The organism is Ruegeria discodermiae (assembly GCF_030758345.1).
Taxonomy (GTDB): domain Bacteria; phylum Pseudomonadota; class Alphaproteobacteria; order Rhodobacterales; family Rhodobacteraceae; genus Ruegeria_C.
On sequence record NZ_JAVAMO010000012.1, the window covers coordinates 37,956 to 54,933 of the forward strand.

The following is a 16,978-nucleotide window of genomic DNA, read 5'->3' on the forward strand; positions in this document are numbered from 1 at the left end:
GGAGGAACCGAAATGAGGTTATTGACGACAACAGCACTGGTGGCAAGCGTGGCCCTGGGTGGGGGCGCCTTCGCCGAGGGCACTCTGCCGCTCAAGGTATTGCCCGATATCGGCGAGCGTGATTATTGGGTGCCGGATGAGGTCAACGCCGATGGCAAGCTCGAAGCGCTGCAGGCGGTGGTCGGATCAGAGGCGGTGCCGTTTTCCGGCGCGCTCGACAAGCCGGTGCAGATCGCGCTGATCTATCCGTCGGCGGATACGTCCGACTTCTGGGCGCGCAACTATCTGGCGCTGACCAAGCGGTTGGACGAGTTGGGCATCAATTATGAGACCACCGAGTTTGCCAGCCGCCAGATCGAGCATTCGCTGCAATCGACCTATGCCAATCAGGTCGAACAGGATGCCGATCTCTATGACTATGTGATCTTCGGCCCGTCGGAGCTCGCCATTCAGGCCGACAATATCGACAAGCTGGCCGGGAATGACGGGTTTTCCACCTATGTCTGGGCGTTCCACACACCGCTGAAGGATCTCAAGACCCAACCTGATGCCTGGTTCGACTTCTCGTCGGCAGCGGGGGCCTTGACCATGTGCGACTACATGCTGGGTCGTTTGGGCAATGACGTGACCATGGCGATGAACCGGGGCATTCCCGGCATCACCGACAATCAGCGCTCGGGTGATTTCAAGGCTTGCGTGGAAGAGAAGGGCAACTGGACAACGGCCTATGAGCATTATGGTGAATACCAGCGCGAGGGTGGCTTCGAGGGCACCAGCCTGATCATGCAGGCCTATCCGGAGGCGACGATCATCCACAACGCCAACACCGCCATGGCCATGGGCTCGGTTGAGGCGCAGGTGTCCCAAGGCAAGGAGAAAGACATCTTCTCGACCGGTTGGGGCGGCACCGGGCTGGAGCTTGAGGCCATTCGTCGGGGCGAGCTGGACGCCACACCGATGCGTATGGGTGATGATGTGGGCGCGGCCACCGCTGAAGCGATCCGCGCCGATCTGGAGGGGCGTGCCGATGAGTTGCCGCTGGTCTTCCTGGGTCGGATCACCGTTGCCCATGACCAGATGAGCGCCGAAGAGATCGATGCGCTGGAACAGGAAGCCTTCCGCTTCTCCGGCGTCGGCGCGCTGGAACGCTAACACCATCGGGGGCGCTGCGAATTTTGCGGCGCCCCTTGATCCGCAGTAGGCGCTGCCGCATTCTGTGACCGATAACAACGCAAGCGGTTCGCCGGTGTCACAGTCCCAGAAAACCCACTCTCCGGTTACCATGCGCGACGTGGCGCGCGCCGCTGGCGTATCGCGTATGACGGTGTCGCGCGCGCTCAAGGCAAACAGCCCGATTTCGAAAGAAACGCGCGAGCGTATCCTGCAGGTGGTGCGCGACATGAACTATGTGCCCGACCAGATGGCGGGCAGCCTGACCACCAAACGCTCGGGCTTCGTGGCGGTTCTGGTGCCCTCGCTGAACAATTTGCATTTCGCTGAAACCGTTCAGGCCCTGACCGAAGAGCTTGAGGGTATCGGGCAGCAGATTCTTCTGGGCTACACCAACTACTCCGCCGAGCGCGAAGAGACCCTGGTTGAGACCATGTTGCGGCGCAGGCCCGAAGCCGTCGTGTTGTCCTATGACGGCCATTCGGATCGCACGATCCAGTTGTTGAGCGACGCCAATGTCCCAGTGATCGAGCTTTGGGAACGTCCCGAGGACCCGATTGGCCACACGATCGGCTTTTCCAACCGCGTCGCCGCTGCCGAGATGACCCAGGCCTTGATCCAGCGCGGCTATCGTAACATCGCTTTTCTGGGTGAGGCTGATGACGCCTGGACCCGGGGGGCCGCGCGTCGCAAGGGGTTTGTTGACGCGATGACAAAGGCAGGCCTGTCCGCGCATCGCATCCTCAAATTCGGCAAGCCGCCGCTCTCCATCGAAGACGGGGCGGCGGCCATGCCTGAATTGCTGGGGCGGTTTCCCGATGTCGACTGCATCTTCTGTGTATCGGACGCTCCGGCCTTTGGGGCGCTTTCAGCCTTGCCCGCGATGGGCAGGTCTGTGCCGGGTGATATCGGGATTGCGGGGTTCGGGAATTTCGAAGTCTCGCGATTCGCCTCGCCCGCCATCACCACGGTGATGGTCGATCCCAAGGGTATCGGGCGGGCCAGCGGTCGGTTGATCGCAGAACTGTTTGACACGCAGGGCGAAGGTGCAGTGATTCCCCAGCATATCAAGATCGAGGCCCGACCGATCCTTCGCGGCTCCACACGGGAATTGTGATCCCCTAGTTTCAAAGGTTTACTGGGAATCGCAATTTTCCTTGTGTTACCGGTCACAATTGTTAATGTGACCGGTAACAAAGCGGAGAGTCAGCCCTGTTATGCCAAACATCCACCTTGAGAACCTGATCAAGCGCTATGGCGATGTTGAGGTCCTGCACGGGATCGAGCTTGAGATGGCCGATAATGAATTCACGGTTTTGGTCGGTCCGTCGGGCTGCGGGAAATCCACCACATTGCGGATGATCGCCGGGCTTGAGGATGTGTCCGAGGGCGAAATTTACATCGGGGGCAAGCCGGTCAGTCGTTTGGAGCCCAAGGATCGTGACCTTGCCATGGTGTTTCAGGACTACGCACTTTATCCGCATATGAACGTGGCGCGAAACATGTCCTTCGCCCTGCGCCTACAGAAACGCCCGCAAGCCGAAATCGACAAGAAGGTCAAAGAGGTTGCCGCAACGCTGGGTTTGACCGACTATCTGGCGCGCAAGCCAGGCGAGCTGTCGGGCGGACAGCGCCAGAGGGTTGCGATGGGGCGGGCGCTGACCCGAGATGCCGCTACGTTCCTGTTTGATGAACCGCTGTCCAATCTCGACGCCAAGCTGCGCGGGCAGATGCGGGCCGAACTGGCGCTGATGAGCCAGCGAGTCCAGAAGAACATGATCTACGTTACCCATGATCAGATCGAGGCGATGACGCTGGCGGATCGGATCGTCGTGATGCATGGCGGCTATATCCAGCAGCAGGGCACACCGGAAGAACTGTTCAAGCGCCCGGTGAACAAGTTCGTCGCTGGCTTCCTCGGCATGCCACCAATGAATTTCCTGGAAGGTGAGATTTTCGAGCGCGACACGGGCGTCTTTGTTTCCGGCGACGGTTTCGATCTGCGGTTGGCGGCTGACAAGGCCGCCGCTGCAAAAGCCCATCAGAACAAAGAGGTCATACTGGGCGTTCGCCCCTCTGATCTGACCTTTGACGCAGACGCGTCGAAACAGGAGGCTTTGACGCTGGATGTCATGGTCTCGGAATATGTCGGTGCCCAATCGGTCCTGCTGTGCAGATGCGGACCGGCCAAGGTGATGGTCGAGGTGAACTCGGAAACACCCGTCGCGCTGGGACAAACCCTGACATTTGCGGTCAATCCGAACGGGGTCCACCTGTTCGACCGCCACAACGAGGTTGCGATCTAGCGACCCGATTTCATGCAAAGGGAGGAACGCATGTCAAATTCACTCAAATCCACGGTCGCCAGCCTGACGGTTGCGGCCTGTATGGCGGGAACGGCCTTCGCCAACCCTTACGCCGATTATGAGGGCACGACGCTGATCGTGAATTTCCCAGCACATCCACATTATGATGCGGTGATGAAGATCCTGCCGGAATTCACCGCGGAAACCGGGATTGAGGTCGAGGTGGATCAACTGCCCTATCTCAAGATGCGCGAACGCCAGACGCTGGAACTGGGTCAGGACGAGGGCGAATACGACCTGATCGCTTATGTGGTGTTTTCCAAGGCCGACTATGTCTTTGCCGATCAACTGGAAAACCTAGCCAAGTATTTCATGAACCCCAAACTGTCTGATCCGGGCTATGATGCAGGCGATCTGATCGACGGGTATGTCTACAATATCGGCTTCGCCGGAGGCGACAAAGGCTACCTAGAAGGCGCAACCGGGTCGCTGTTCGGCATTCCTTACGGGTCGGAAACCTCGGTGCTGGGCTATCGCAAGGATATTTTCGACAAGCACGGTCTTGAGGTGCCCGAAACCTACGATGAGCTTCTGGAGATCGCCTGCAAGATCCCGGAGCTTGAGCCGGGCATGGGCGGGCTGTCATCGCGCGCGGCTTCCGGGCATCACGCGGCGCATGCCTTCCTTCTGCACCTCAACCCGATGGGCGGGGCGATCTTTGACGATCAGTGGAACCCGGTGGTGAACAATGAGGCGGGCGTGAAGGCGGCCGAGGCGCTCAAGACCATCGTGGATTGTGGCCCTGAAGGCGCGACCAATTTTGGCTTTGGCGAGGCGCTGGGGTCCTTCCTGAACGGCGACACTGCGATGTTCCTCGATACGACCGTTGTGGCCGGGCAGATCGACGATCCGTCAAAAAGCCAAGTGGTCGGCAAGGTGGGCTGGGCGCTGCATCCAATGGACACTGAGCGCGCCAGCCAGACCGGCGGCTTCGGTATCGGCATTCCGGCCAATGCTGAGAATAAAGAGGCCGCGTTCCTGCTGATGCAGTGGCTGACCTCAAAGAAAGGCGACAAGCTGGTTGCCATGGCGGGCGGCAACCCCTCGCGCTTCTCAACCCACGCTGATGAAGAGGTAAACGCCAAATATCCCCATATGGCCACCTTTGGCGAGGCGTTGAAACATGCCGATCCCGATTGGCGTCCGATCATCCCGGTCTGGGGCAAGATCAATGCTGATCTGGGCACGACCCTGTCCAAGGTTCTGACCGAAGACCTCGATATCCAGGAAGCGTTGGATGGTGTCGCTGAGCGCACCAAGGGCGTGATGACCGAGGCCGGATATTACACCTGGAACTAACCGAGCAGGTCGGGATCGGGGCGTGCGCGCCCCGGTCCGATAGCAAGACTTCCAAAGGATACCACGGATGCAACGCGCCACGGCCAATCGTCTGACGCCTTACATGTTCATGGCCCCTGCGGTCGTGATCATGGTCATCGCACTGCTTTATCCGCTGGGCTACATGGTCTGGGGCAGCTTTCGCGACTGGGACCCGAGCCAGACCATTGGCGAGGCCGAGTTCGTCGGGCTCAAGAACTACATCACCCTCTGGCACGACCCCAATTTCCGTGAAAGCCTTGGCGTGACGCTCAGCTTTGCGTTTTTCGTTGTCACATTCGAGATGGTGATCGGGGTGGGCCTGGCGCTGCTACTGGACCGCAATATTCGGGGCATGTCGGTACTGCGGACGCTGTTCATCCTGCCGATGATGATCGCGCCGGTCGTGGTCGGCCTGATGTGGCGGTATATGTATCACCCCACGGTTGGCACGTTTAACCGGTTCTTCGAGGCGATTGGCCTGCCCACGGTGGACTGGCTTGGGGCAAACGCTCTGATGTCGGTGATCATTGCAGATATCTGGCAATGGACCCCGTTCATCTTCATCCTGTCACTGGCTGCGCTGCAATCGCTGCCCCGCTCGGCGCTGGAGGCCGCGCGCATCGACGGTGCTACCGGGTGGCAGCAGATCATCCATATCAAACTGCCTCTGATGATGCCGGTCCTGATTGTCACCGGCCTCTTGCGCCTGATCGACGCCTTCAAAGTACTTGAGGTGATCCTGGTCATGACCGAAGGCGGGCCGGGGTTGAGCACTGAAATCCTGGCGCTGCGCATCTCGCGCACCGCAACCGAGTTCCGCGAGTTGGGCGTCGCGGCAGCGATGTCGAATTATCTGCTCATCCTGCTGCTGTTCATCACCGTGATGATGTTTGCCTTCACGCGCTGGCAGGAAATGCGCGCCAACCGCTTGCGCGCTGCTGTGGAGGGGGATGAATAATGGCCACCAGCTATGACAAACAACCGCCAGCCTTTTACGCGCTGATCGCCGCTTTGGTCGTCATGTCGGTGGGGCCGGTGCTACTGATGTTCGTCAACTCGTTTAAACTGGATGTCGATATCATCTCGGGCACGTCAGGCCTGATCTTTCTGCCGACGATCCAGAATTATGAGACCGCGCTATGTGACGTGCTTTGGTACAAGCCCGATCACGTGGACCATTGCTCGCTAAAATTCGGCAATGCCTTTGGCAATTCCCTGATCATTGCTTTGGTGTCGACGGCGCTGACGCTGGTGATCGGTTGCATGGCCGCTTATGCGCTGGTGCGGTTTAAGTTCATGGGGCGGGATTCGGTTTCGTTGACAACGCTGATGGTGCGCATGGTGCCGCCCGCCGTGCTGCTGGTTCCGGTTTTTGGCCTGTGGAACAACGAGTTTTGCATCGGCAAGACCACCTATGTCGGGTCACTGATCCGCGAGACCTTCGGGGGCAGGGGGGATGTCTGCCTTGCAGGCACACATTCGGGAATCATCCTGGTCTATGTCGCCATGAACCTGCCCTTTGTGATCTGGATCCTGCAAAGCTTTATCGTACAAGTGCCGCGCTCGCTGGAAGAGGCGGCGCGCGTGGATGGGGCCGGGCCGTTTCAGGTGTTCTTCAAGGTGGTGCTGCCGCTGATCAAGCCCGGCTTGGCCGCTGCCGCGATCTTTACCTTCCGCATCGCCTGGAACGAATATCTGCTTGCCTCGGCACTCTCGGACCGCAATACCAAGACCGTGCCGATCCTCATCGTGAACAATATGTCCGAGTTCAACGTGGAATGGGGAGTCATCATGGCGACCGGCATGTTGCTGGCGATCCCGCCGATCATCTTCACGCTCTTTGCTTCGCGGCAGATCATCACCGGTATGACTGCAGGGGCCGTGAAGGGCTGATGTGGGACTGGCTGATCTCTCCCCTTGATCCCAGCCGCGCGCATGAGGTTGGTTTTGCCATCTCGTGGCACGCGCGCAGCATGGTTCTGGGTTGGGGCGTGCTGGCCCCGCTGGTGGTCATCGCTGCACGGTTCTTCAAGGTACTACCGGGTCAGGACTGGCCAAGAGAGTTGGACAATCAAAGCTGGTGGCGCGCGCATTGGATGGGGCAGGCGCTGGTGGCTGGTTTGTCGATCTTTGGTCTGGCCCTTGTCCTGCCCAGTCGCTGGGACGCGATGAGCCTGCACAATTGGTTGGGGTATCTGGTTCTGGTCTTGATGGGCGTGCAGGTCCTGCTGGGCGTTTTTCGTGGCAGCAAAGGCGGGCCAACGGCCCCGGCGGCAGATGGCAGCCCGCGCGGCGATCATTATGACATGACCCCGCGACGGTTGGCGTTCGAACTGCTGCACAAGCTGATCGGATATGCCCTGCTGGGGCTGGCGCTTGTGACCATCCTTCTGGGCCTGTGGAAGGCCAACGCCCCGATCTGGATGTGGCTGTTGCTCCTGCTCTGGTGGGCCGGGCTGATCGCGGTGTTCATACTGTTGCAAAGACGCGGGATGGCCGTTGACACCTATCAGGCGATCTGGGGGAATGACCCGGACCATCCGGGCAATAAGCGACCCGCGCCGGGATGGGGAATGCGCAGGTTTGGCAAGACAACAGGCAAGGGAGAAACAGATGTTCGGAGTGATCGAGGGAACCGGGTTCGAGGTCATTGATCCCCGGTTCGAAGAATGCTTCATCGGGCATGTAAAGGTCGAACGTCTGTGGACTGGCGGGCGCTGGACCGAAGGGCCGGTCTGGTTTGCCGCCGGGCGGTATCTGCTGTGGTCGGATATTCCCAACAACCGGATCATGCGCTTTGACGAGACCGATGGCTCGGCCTCGGTCTTTCGGGACCCAAGCAACAACAGCAATGGCCACACAATCGACCGGCAGGGGCGGCTGGTGAGTTGCGAGCATCTGACCCGCCGCGTCACCCGCACCGAACTGGATGGCAGCGTCACCGTCATAGCGGATCGCTATCAGGGCAAACGCCTGAACTCTCCCAATGATGTTGTGGTCAAATCCGATGGTTCGATCTGGTTCACCGATCCCAGCTACGGCATCCTGATGGATTATGAAGGCGAGCGGGCGGAAAGCGAGATCGGTGCCTGTCATGTCTATCGCGTCGATCCTAAGACCAGCGAGGTGCGGATCGTGGCGGATGACTATGTCAAACCCAACGGATTGGCCTTTTCACCCGATGAACGCCGCCTCTATATCGCGGATACCGGTGTCACCCACACGCCCGGCGGTCCCGCGCACATCCGCAGACACCAGGTCGCGGCAGATGGCACGCTGAGCGGTGGCGAGGTCATCGCCGATTGCTGCAACGGCGTTTTTGATGGGTTCCGCCCCGACCGCGACGGGCGTATCTGGAGCTCTGCTGCCGATGGTGTGCATTGCCTGACGCCGGACGGCGAGCTGATCGGCAAAGTGTTGATCCCCGAGATGGTGTCGAATGTCTGTTTCGGCGGTCCAAAGCTGAACCGCCTCTTCATCACCGGCACCACCTCGCTTTATTCCGTGTTCCTGAACGTGAACGGGGTCTCGCCGGTTTGATCAATATGCCGAAAAGCGGCAATGCCGTTTTGGTACCCGCAAGAAAAGGGGTCTAAGCCATGTTTGTGGAACCAAGCCTGCGTCTGACGGATGCGGCCATCCTTGCGATGCTGACCAAGGCCGTGGCCAAAGCGACCGAGATCGGCCAGCCGCAATGTATCGTCATCGTTGATGCAAGCGGCGTGACGCTTGGCAAGATCCGCATGAATGGCGCGAAATATCTGAGCCTGAAGAGCGCACGTGCCAAGGCCCGCACCGCCGCCTCGATCCGGGCCGAGACCACGGCTATTCCCGAGCAGGTCGGTTTGCCCATCGCCGCAGCTACCGAAGGCGATGTAACGCGGTTGGGGGGCGGGTTGCCCATTCTGATAGACGGCCACTTGGTTGGAGGCATCGGCGTGGGGTCCGGCAGCCCGGAACAGGACGTGACCGTCGCCCGTGCAGCGCTGGATGCCATCGGCGCGCAATGATCCTTGCAATCGGGGCAATGTCGGTTTTTGCAACCGGATTTCGTAAAATCATGCGAACGCTGATCTGATTTGTTCGACACTTCCTGCAACACAGGAGGCCAAAGATGACCGCGCAAACCGCAATTCGATCCCGCTCCGGCGGCCGTTCGGCCCGCCGCGCCCTGCGCGCCGCACCAGACTTTCGCATGCTGCCGGGGCTGACCAACGCGCTGCCGCTTTGCGAGGTGATGGACGGCAGCCAGGTCGAGCGTATCGACGCCGCCTCGATGGATATTCTGGAAAATGTCGGCGTGCAGTTCCGCGACCCGATCGCCTTGCAAGATTGGAAACAGGCGGGGGCGAAAGTGGATGGAGAGATGGTTTATCTCGATCGCGGCCTGGTGCGCGAGCTGATCGCGTCCATCCCGTCGGATTTCACCTATCACGCGCGCGATCCGCGAAAGAACGTCCGGTTGGGTGGGCGCAACGCGGTGTTTGTTCCGATGACCGGCGCGCCGTTTCTGCGCGATCTGGATGATGTACGGCGCAACCCGACGCTGGATGATCTGGCTATGTTCCACAAGCTCAGCCACATGATGCCCGCGCTGCATTCCTCGGCGCACCACATCGTGGAACCCTATGATCACCCGATCAGCCAACGGCATCTGCGCATCACCTATTCATCGATGAAGCATTCGGACAAGATGTTCATGGGTATGACCACCTCGCCCAAAAATGCCGAGGATGTTCTGGACATGTGCGCGATCCTCTTTGGCGAGGATTTCCTTGAGGATCACCCCGTCACCACCGGCAATTGCAACGGCAATTCCCCGCTGGTTTGGGACGAGACCATGCTGGGAGCGATGCGCGCCTTCTGCCGCCGCAATCAGCCGGTGCTCTGCTCACCCTTCGTGCTGGGCGGGGCCAACACGCCCGCCAGCGTGCCCGCAACCGTGGCGCAGCTGAACGCCGAGGCGCTCAGCGCGCTGGCCTATACGCAGGTGATCCGCAAGGGCGCTCCGGCGATTTATGGGCATTACCTCAGCACCGTCAGCATGAAGTCCGGCGCGCCGATGGCGGGCACGCCCGAGATCAGCCTGATGAACTTCATGATCGGCCAGATGGCGCGGCATTATGGGGTGCCATGGCGCACGTCCAACACGCTGGGCGGGGCCAAGACCTTTGATGCCCAGGCGGGCTATGAAAGCGCCACCACTTTGTCAGCGGTGATGCATGCGGGCGCCAACTATGTCTGGCATTCGGCAGGTTGGAACGAGGCGGGGATGCATTGCTCTGTCGCCAAGTTCATCGTCGATGCCGAGCAATGCGCAATGGCCTATCGGATGGCCGAGGGCCCGAAATGGGATGATTTCGATCAGGCGGTTTCCGCTGTGCCCGATATCGGGCCGGGTGGGCACTATCTGGGCCATCCACACACGCAGGAAAACTTCCAGAGCGCCTTTTTCATGCCCGAACTGTTCGACAACAACTCGATCGAGCAGTGGGTGGCAGAAGGCGAGGTCGAGATCACCGAACGCGCCCTGAAACGTGCCCGAAAGCTGTTGGGTGAGTATCAAGAGCCGAAGCTGGACCAGGCCAAGGACGAGTCCCTGCGTGACTTTATCGCGCGGCGTGAACGGGAAATCCCCGCGGCGGACGAATTGAATCAGAGCTATTGAAACAGCGCGCACCTACTCGTTGCGCGCGCGCCACTCTTTCCACCGGAGAAGCGCGTTGGCTCCGATCTGTCGGAAGGGTTGCGGTGGCAGGCGCGTTGGGCGCTCTTCTGAGGTGAAGTGCCGGGTGATATCGCTGACCTCTTCGCAGGCAAGTTCAGCCGCACAGATCCCGGTGAGGGTGCCGCGCGCTGTGCCCAGCCCGTTTTGCACGCAACCGGAGTAGACACCATCCTCGATCTCCCGCGCAACGGACACACCGTTGAGGCTGAGGCACAGATGCCCCGCCCAGGCATATTCCATGGCCATACCTGCAAGCTGCGGGAAACGCTGATCGAATTTGCGCTGCATGACGGATACGGCCCGGTTCAGGTCGGTCTGTTTCGACACCATGTCGGGGCGCAGGCTGGCACAGGTGCGGGTGACGATGCGGTTGCCACCCTGACCGGTATCGATCCGGCGCATGGTCGTGCCCATCGGGTCCGACGGGGTGATGCCCCAGCGTGGCTGACCTCCAAGCGTCCGCAGGATGTCGGCGGGCAATTCGGGCGTCATCACCGCAAACAGGAACAACTGCATCAGCTGACCACGTGCGATGCCAAAGCTTTCCAGATGTCCGTTCACCGTCACGATCACCCGGCCGGTGGTCACCGTGCCTTTATCCGTCCGCACCAGCCAGCCGCCGCTTTGCTTTTCGAAGCCGGTGACCGCGCTGTTCTCGAAGATACCGACTCCGGTGCCCGCCAGCCCGGCCCCCAGGCCCCGGATGTATCCGGCCGGTTGCAACATCACCGTCCCGGGCGTGTAGAGACCCGCCTTGTAATAGGCGCAGCCGCTCAGATCTCGCATCTGCTGCGCATCCAGCATCTCGACCTGCTCGCCTAGCGAAGTGAGGTGGCTGGCATAGCTTTGGCTATGGGCGAGCGCCGCATCCCCGACCGCGCCATTCACCTTGCCGACTTCGTCAAAATAGTTCCGGTCGATGCGATACTCGGCCACCGCCTCACGGGCAAAACAGATCGCCTGACGATTCAACGCGATGATCTTTCGGTCATCTCCGTGCCCGGCATAATCATCCGAGGTCAACTCATGCGGCAGATCGATCATAAAGCCGGAATTGCGCCCGGCGGCCCCTTCGGCAAGACGTCCGGCCTCTAGCACTGCGATCCGCGCGCTGGGCTGCAATTGAGTCAGTCTGCGTGCGGCGGAGAGCCCGGCAAAGCCACCGCCAATGATCACGAAATCCGCGCTATGGTTGCCGGTCAGTTGTTGCGGTTCAGGCTGCGGCCCAAGGATCGCATTCCAGGCCGCCTTTCCCCGGTGAACAGGCAGCCGCGCAGCGCGGTAACCTGTCAATCGACCGCCTCGTCTGCGTCATCGGCAAGGTCGATCCAGATGGTCTTGAGCTGGGTGTACTGGTCATGCGCATGGATGGCATTATCGCGCCCTCCAAAGCCCGATTGCTTGTAACCTCCGAACGGGGTCGAGATATCGCCCTCGCCAAAGCAGTTCACTGTCACCGTCCCGGCCAGCAATGCGCGTGCGCCGCGGAGTGCACGTTTGGCGTTTGCGGTGAAGATTGAGGCACAGAGCCCGTAATCGGTGTCATTGGCGATGGCGATGGCCTCGTCAAAGCCCGACACTTCGATCACCGAGAGAACCGGGCCAAAGATCTCTTCGCGTGCCAGAGCTACATCGTTGCCCGTCACTTCGATCACCGTCGCCTCGACAAACCCGTCTTCCGCCTTGCCGCCCAGCACGACGGTCTCAGCCTGATTCAGATAGCCGCAAACCTTGTCGAAATGTGCGCGCGAAACCAGGGCACCCATGCGTGTGTCAGGGGCCAGCGGATCGCCCACAGTCCATTGTTTGGCGTGATGCGCGATACGTTGAAGCAAAGCCTCTTTGATGTCCATGTGCACGATCAGACGCGATGAGGCGGAGCAGTTTTCGCCCATGTTCCAGAACGCGCCATTGACCACATGCTGCGCCACCCGGTCGAGGTTTTCGGCATCCTCCATCACGATGGCCGGGTTCTTGCCGCCCATTTCCAACACCACCTCCTTGGCATTCGACTCTGCCGAATAGCTCAGGAAACGCTTGCCGGTCACGGTCGAGCCGGTGAAGGACAGCATGTCGATATCCATGTGCCGCCCGATGGGTTCGCCGACCTCGGCCCCGCCGCCCGGCACCACGTTCAGCACGCCGCGCGGCAGCCCCGCCTCGGCGGCCAGTTCCGCCACACGCAGCGCTGTAAGTGAGGTTTCTTCGGCCGGTTTCACCACGACCGAGCAGCCCGCCGCCAGCGCTGGGGCGATCTTCCAGGCCAGCATCAGCAACGGGAAATTCCACGGCAGCACCAGACCTACCACGCCAATCGGCTCGCGCACCACCATGGCGATATGATCGTCCGAGGCCGGAGCGACCTGATCATAAATCTTGTCGATCGCCTCGGCGTGCCATTTCAGGCAATGGATGGTCTCGGGCAGGTCCACTGTCTCGCAATCATAGATCGTTTTGCCGCTGTCGAGGCTTTCCATCACCGCCAACTCGCGGGCGTTGCGGGTCATCAGCTTGGTTAGACGGATCAACACATCCTTGCGCTCGGACGGGTGCAGGCGCGACCAGCGCCCGTCATCAAACGCTTCACGCGCCTTCAGCACCGCAAAATCCACATCGTCAGCCCCGCAGGCCGCGATATCGGCCAGCTTGTCGCCAGTGGCTGGATTGACGCTTTCAAAGGTCCGCCCCGAGATTGCAGGACGGTAACCACCTTCGATGAACGCGCCACAAGGCAGGTCCAGACCGGCGGCGAGGGCTTTGTATTCTTCCTGTGTCAGCAATTCCATGGCTCAACCTTCTGCTCGAATGGCGGCGATCGTGGTTTTCAGCACCCGCGTCACCTGTTCCAGCGCGCGTTTGTCGTCTTTGTTCAGACCCTTCAGCGGGGCCCGCATCGCGCCCGCAGGGATGCCGTTCATGGTGACGCCGTGTTTGATCGTCTGAATGAACTTTCCGCCCTGTTCCAGCACCCGCATCAGCGGCATCAGCGCCGACATGATCCGGCGGCCCTTGTCGAAATTGCCCTCGACCATGCAGGCCTCGTAGAGCGCCACATGCTCTTCTGGCAGGAAGTTCGAGCCGCCACAGACCCAGAAAGGCGCACCCCAGGCAAAGAATTCCAAGGCCTGATCGTCCATGCCGCAGCCCAACTGAATATGCGGATAGTCGCGCGCCAGCAGATGCACCCTGTTGATGTCGCCAGAGCTTTCCTTGATGCCGCAGAAGTTGCGCGACCGGCCGACGCGGTCCAGAAATTCTTCGCCCATCATCGTACCGGTACGATGTGGGTAGTTATAGAGCATGACCGGCAGGTCCGCCGCCTTGTCGATGGCCAGCGCGTTCAGCGCGTTTTCTCGGTCGGTCGGCACAGCATAGGGCGGCGAGGCCAGCAGGATGGCATCCGCCCCCATGTCGCGCGCGGCAGAGGCGAGAGAGATCGAGTCCGCCGTCAGCATAGTCCCCGTGCCGACAACCAGCGGCACGCGACCCGCGATCCGGTCGTTGGTGAAGCGCGCAAGCTCCAGCCGCGCGGGGACGGTTTGGGCATAGTTTTCGCCCGTCGACCCGCCCGAGATCATGCCATGCACGCCCTTTTCGATCAGGAACTCGATGACGTCGGCAAGCGCCTCCCAATTGACGCTGCCATCCGCGTGATAGGGGGTGACAACAGGCGTATAAATGCCTTGGAATTGAAAGAGTGGGGTCATCTGATCCTCATGCAGGGGTCTTGCGCGACAGGTCACCCATGGGCATGTCCAGCGCGGCGGGCATCACAAACAGCTCGATCTGGTTGCGCGACAGGTTCCAGTGGTCTTCGGCCAGTTGCGCCGCGGCACCCTCGTCCCGCGCCTCGATCGCCGCGATGATGGCGTCATGCTGCTGGCACGCCTCGGTCAGGTTCTGCGCCATCTGTTGTGTCTGCGGTTGATAGAAGGTCATCGCGATCCGGGCATGGTCGATCAGAAGCCGGTTGAACGAAGGCAGCAGATAGATATTGCCTGCCATCTCGCCGGTGATCTGGTGAAAGCGGTTGTTGGCCAGCGCCCGATGCGCGCCCGAACCCGTCCGCAAGGCGTCGCGAAAATCAAACTGCGCCAGCTTCAGCGCTTCGATCTGCTGTGCAGTGGCATTCAGCGCCGCCAACCGCATCACCGCCCCGTAGATCATGGGCGCGGCAAGGAAAAAGTCCCTGAGCGTGGTGTGCGACAGATCGGATACCCGCGCGCCGCGATTGAGGCGCAAGCTCAGATATCCTTCGCCTGCCAGTTCCCGAAACACCTCGCGCAGCGGCGTGCGGGAGACATCGAACGCCTCGCAAAGCTGCGCCTCGTCCAGATCGGCGCCCGGTTCCAGTGCAAGCGTCAGCACCGAACGTTTCAAATGCGCAGCGAGCCCTGCCTTGCGATCCCCAACACTGTCTTTCACCGGTGAATTCTCCCATTGTCAGAGGTATCGTATCCTGCAAGAATACACATTGTATACAAAATAACGACCCCAATGATCACAGGACCGACACCAATGGCGACGCCGCTTCATTTCAGCTTCATCCTGGTTGAGGAGTTCTCGCATCTCGCGTTCTCCTGTGCGGTTGAACCCTTGCGTATCGCCAATCTGGTCAGCGGTAAGGATCTGTACCGCTGGTCGCTGATTTCCGAGGATGGCACGGTGGCGACCTGTTCGAACGGGACGGTCACGCAGGTCCATCATGGGCTGGCGGATATCCCAAAATGTGACCGGCTGTTCGTGCTGTCGGGTATCAATATGCGCGACCACGTCAGCAAGCCGCTGCTTGCGACCTTGCGGCGAGAGCGGTCGGTTGGCACGCAGATCGGTGCGCTGTGTTCCGGCGCTTGGATTTTGGCCGAGGCCGGGTTCCTTAACGGGCGGCGGGCGGCGATCCACTGGGAATACCATGACAGCTTCATGGAGCACTTCCCCGAGGCAAATCTGGTGCGGAGCGTCTTTGTCGCGGATGGCAAGCACATCACCGCGTCGGGCGGAACCGCAACGGCCGACCTGATGTTGCACCTGATCGAGCAGGACCATGGCCGCGATCTGTCGGTCGAGGTGGCCGACCAGATGGTCTACAACGCCGTGCGGGATGCCAGCGCGGCGCAGCGCGTGTCACTGCAATCGCGCAACGGCATGCGCAACGCGCATCTGTCAAAGGCGATCAAGATCATGCGTGACCGCACCGACAAGGCCATTTCCCCGGCCAGTATCGCCGACGAGGTCGGCATCTCCACACGGCAGCTGGAACGCCTGTTTGGTCGTTACCTGAACACGTCACCCAAGAAATACCACATGGAACTGCGGTTGGAACGGGCGCGCAACCTGCTGATCCAATCCGAGGCGTCAATCATCGACATCGCCCTGTCCTGCGGCTTTGAATCCGCCGGTCATTTTGCCCGCGTCTACCGTGCTGCCTATGGTTTGCCCCCGACCCAGCAACGCGACCGCATTACGTAGCGCGACACCTTTGGTTGGGAATAATCCGGCGTAAGGGTAAAAGCCCAGAAGTTCCGCCTTATGTTTAGGAGGCGATTTGGAGTTCTCCTGGAGGTTTCTATGTCCAAGACCGCGCTTATCACCGGAGCATCATCCGGCATTGGTCGTGAGTTGGCCCGCTATCACGCCTCGCTTGGCGGTGACCTCATTATCACCGCCCGCCGCGGCGAGGCGCTTGATGCGCTCAAGGCCGAGCTTGAGGCGGCCCATGAGGTCACTGTCACGGTCATCCCGCTTGATCTGGGTGCACCGGACGAGGCCGCAAAGCTCTATGAGGCGGTCAAGGCCGAGGCTATCAAGGTCGACTATCTGATCAACAATGCAGGCTTTGGCGGGCATGGCGCGTTTCTGGATCGCGATCTGACCGACGACCTGAACATGATCCGCCTGAATGTCGAGGCGCTGGTTTCGCTCTGTCACATGTTCGGTCGGGATATGGTGGCGTCTGGAGGCGGTAAGATACTCAATGTCAGCTCAACCGCAGCCCATATGCCCGGCCCGCTGCAAGCGACGTATTTCGCGACCAAGGCCTATGTCTCCAGTTTCAGCCAGGCATTGGCGGAAGAGCTTAAGAACAAAGGGGTGACGGTCACTGCGCTCGAACCCGGCTACGTGGTGACCGAGTTTGCAGCGGTGGCTGACCTTGAGGGCACACAACTGGTCGCCCAGAAAGGAGCAACGGCAGAAGCCGTGGCAAAAGTGGGCTATGACGCGATGATCGACGGCAAGCTGACGATCATCAATGACAAGTCGCTGGCTTTCATGCTGGGCTGGGTCATGCCCTTCCTGCCGCGCGGCATGCGTTTAAAAATGGTGCGGAAGATGCAGGAGAAATGAGGACTGACTATGAACTAATGGTCAATGAACTTTCGGTGCTTCTCTTGAT

The 16,978-nt window shown here is 60.3% G+C and carries 16 protein-coding genes; 12 read left to right on the forward strand and 4 right to left on the reverse strand.

Annotated elements, in window-relative coordinates; genetic code table 11:
• The first annotated feature begins 12 nt into the window (after positions 1–12).
• The 10 genes from Q5Y75_RS20160 to Q5Y75_RS20205 all read left to right on the forward strand — a co-directional run bounded on the left by Q5Y75_RS20160 (position 13) and on the right by Q5Y75_RS20205 (position 10,524).
• Positions 13–1,152, forward strand: coding sequence for a substrate-binding domain-containing protein (locus Q5Y75_RS20160; protein WP_306200969.1), 1,140 nt, complete (start codon positions 13–15; stop codon positions 1,150–1,152).
• 94 nt (positions 1,153–1,246) lie between these two features.
• Positions 1,247–2,287: a LacI family DNA-binding transcriptional regulator gene (locus Q5Y75_RS20165; protein ID WP_306200971.1), complete on the forward strand. Its 1,041-nt coding sequence runs from the start codon at positions 1,247–1,249 to the stop codon at positions 2,285–2,287.
• A 100-nt stretch (positions 2,288–2,387) separates the two neighbouring features.
• Positions 2,388–3,476: an ABC transporter ATP-binding protein gene (locus tag Q5Y75_RS20170; protein ID WP_306200973.1), complete on the forward strand. Its 1,089-nt coding sequence runs from the start codon at positions 2,388–2,390 to the stop codon at positions 3,474–3,476.
• Between the two features lie 30 nt (positions 3,477–3,506).
• Positions 3,507–4,835 (forward strand): extracellular solute-binding protein, encoded by a 1,329-nt coding sequence (locus Q5Y75_RS20175; RefSeq protein ID WP_306200974.1) that lies wholly within the window; start codon positions 3,507–3,509, stop codon positions 4,833–4,835.
• 67 nt (positions 4,836–4,902) lie between these two features.
• The gene (locus tag Q5Y75_RS20180) at positions 4,903–5,814 is read left to right on the forward strand and encodes a carbohydrate ABC transporter permease (RefSeq protein ID WP_306200976.1); all 912 of its coding nucleotides are present in this window, start codon (positions 4,903–4,905) and stop codon (positions 5,812–5,814) included.
• A complete protein-coding gene (locus tag Q5Y75_RS20185) occupies positions 5,814–6,749 on the forward strand; it encodes a carbohydrate ABC transporter permease (protein ID WP_306200978.1) in 936 nt (311 codons plus the stop codon). Before Q5Y75_RS20180 ends, Q5Y75_RS20185 begins: the two co-directional genes overlap by 1 nt.
• Positions 6,749–7,510 carry a cytochrome b561 domain-containing protein gene (locus Q5Y75_RS20190; RefSeq protein ID WP_306200980.1) on the forward strand — a complete coding sequence of 254 codons (762 nt, stop codon included), beginning with the start codon at positions 6,749–6,751 and terminating at the stop codon, positions 7,508–7,510. The genes Q5Y75_RS20185 and Q5Y75_RS20190 overlap by 1 nt, the downstream gene beginning before the upstream one ends.
• A complete protein-coding gene (locus Q5Y75_RS20195) occupies positions 7,470–8,396 on the forward strand; it encodes an SMP-30/gluconolactonase/LRE family protein (protein WP_306200982.1) in 927 nt (308 codons plus the stop codon). Before Q5Y75_RS20190 ends, Q5Y75_RS20195 begins: the two co-directional genes overlap by 41 nt.
• A gap of 59 nt (positions 8,397–8,455) precedes the next feature.
• On the forward strand, positions 8,456–8,866 hold the full coding sequence (locus tag Q5Y75_RS20200) for a GlcG/HbpS family heme-binding protein (RefSeq protein WP_306200983.1): 411 nt from the start codon (positions 8,456–8,458) through the stop codon (positions 8,864–8,866).
• Positions 8,867–8,970: 104 nt separating this feature from the next.
• Entirely contained in the window at positions 8,971–10,524 is a 1,554-nt protein-coding gene (locus Q5Y75_RS20205; RefSeq protein WP_306200984.1) for a trimethylamine methyltransferase family protein, read from the forward strand.
• Positions 10,525–10,536: 12 nt separating this feature from the next.
• Here Q5Y75_RS20205 and Q5Y75_RS20210 read toward each other — a convergent pair whose 3' ends face one another.
• The 4 genes from Q5Y75_RS20210 to Q5Y75_RS20225 are packed head-to-tail and all read right to left on the reverse strand — an operon-like array spanning position 10,537 to position 15,009.
• Positions 10,537–11,877: an NAD(P)/FAD-dependent oxidoreductase gene (locus Q5Y75_RS20210; RefSeq protein WP_306200985.1), complete on the reverse strand. Its 1,341-nt coding sequence runs from the start codon at positions 11,875–11,877 to the stop codon at positions 10,537–10,539.
• A complete protein-coding gene (locus Q5Y75_RS20215) occupies positions 11,874–13,370 on the reverse strand; it encodes an aldehyde dehydrogenase (RefSeq protein WP_306200986.1) in 1,497 nt (498 codons plus the stop codon). The genes Q5Y75_RS20210 and Q5Y75_RS20215 overlap by 4 nt, the downstream gene beginning before the upstream one ends.
• A gap of 3 nt (positions 13,371–13,373) precedes the next feature.
• Positions 13,374–14,291, reverse strand: coding sequence for a dihydrodipicolinate synthase family protein (locus Q5Y75_RS20220; RefSeq protein ID WP_306200987.1), 918 nt, complete (start codon positions 14,289–14,291; stop codon positions 13,374–13,376).
• A gap of 7 nt (positions 14,292–14,298) precedes the next feature.
• Complete coding sequence (locus tag Q5Y75_RS20225; protein ID WP_306200989.1) at positions 14,299–15,009, reverse strand: GntR family transcriptional regulator; 711 nt, start codon at positions 15,007–15,009, stop codon at positions 14,299–14,301.
• Between the two features lie 93 nt (positions 15,010–15,102).
• Between Q5Y75_RS20225 and Q5Y75_RS20230 the strand changes: the two genes are divergently transcribed.
• Positions 15,103–16,053, forward strand: a complete 951-nt coding sequence (locus tag Q5Y75_RS20230) for a GlxA family transcriptional regulator (protein ID WP_306200990.1) — start codon at positions 15,103–15,105, stop codon at positions 16,051–16,053.
• A 99-nt stretch (positions 16,054–16,152) separates the two neighbouring features.
• On the forward strand, positions 16,153–16,929 hold the full coding sequence (locus tag Q5Y75_RS20235; protein WP_306200992.1) for an SDR family NAD(P)-dependent oxidoreductase: 777 nt from the start codon (positions 16,153–16,155) through the stop codon (positions 16,927–16,929).
• Positions 16,930–16,978 lie beyond the last annotated feature (49 nt).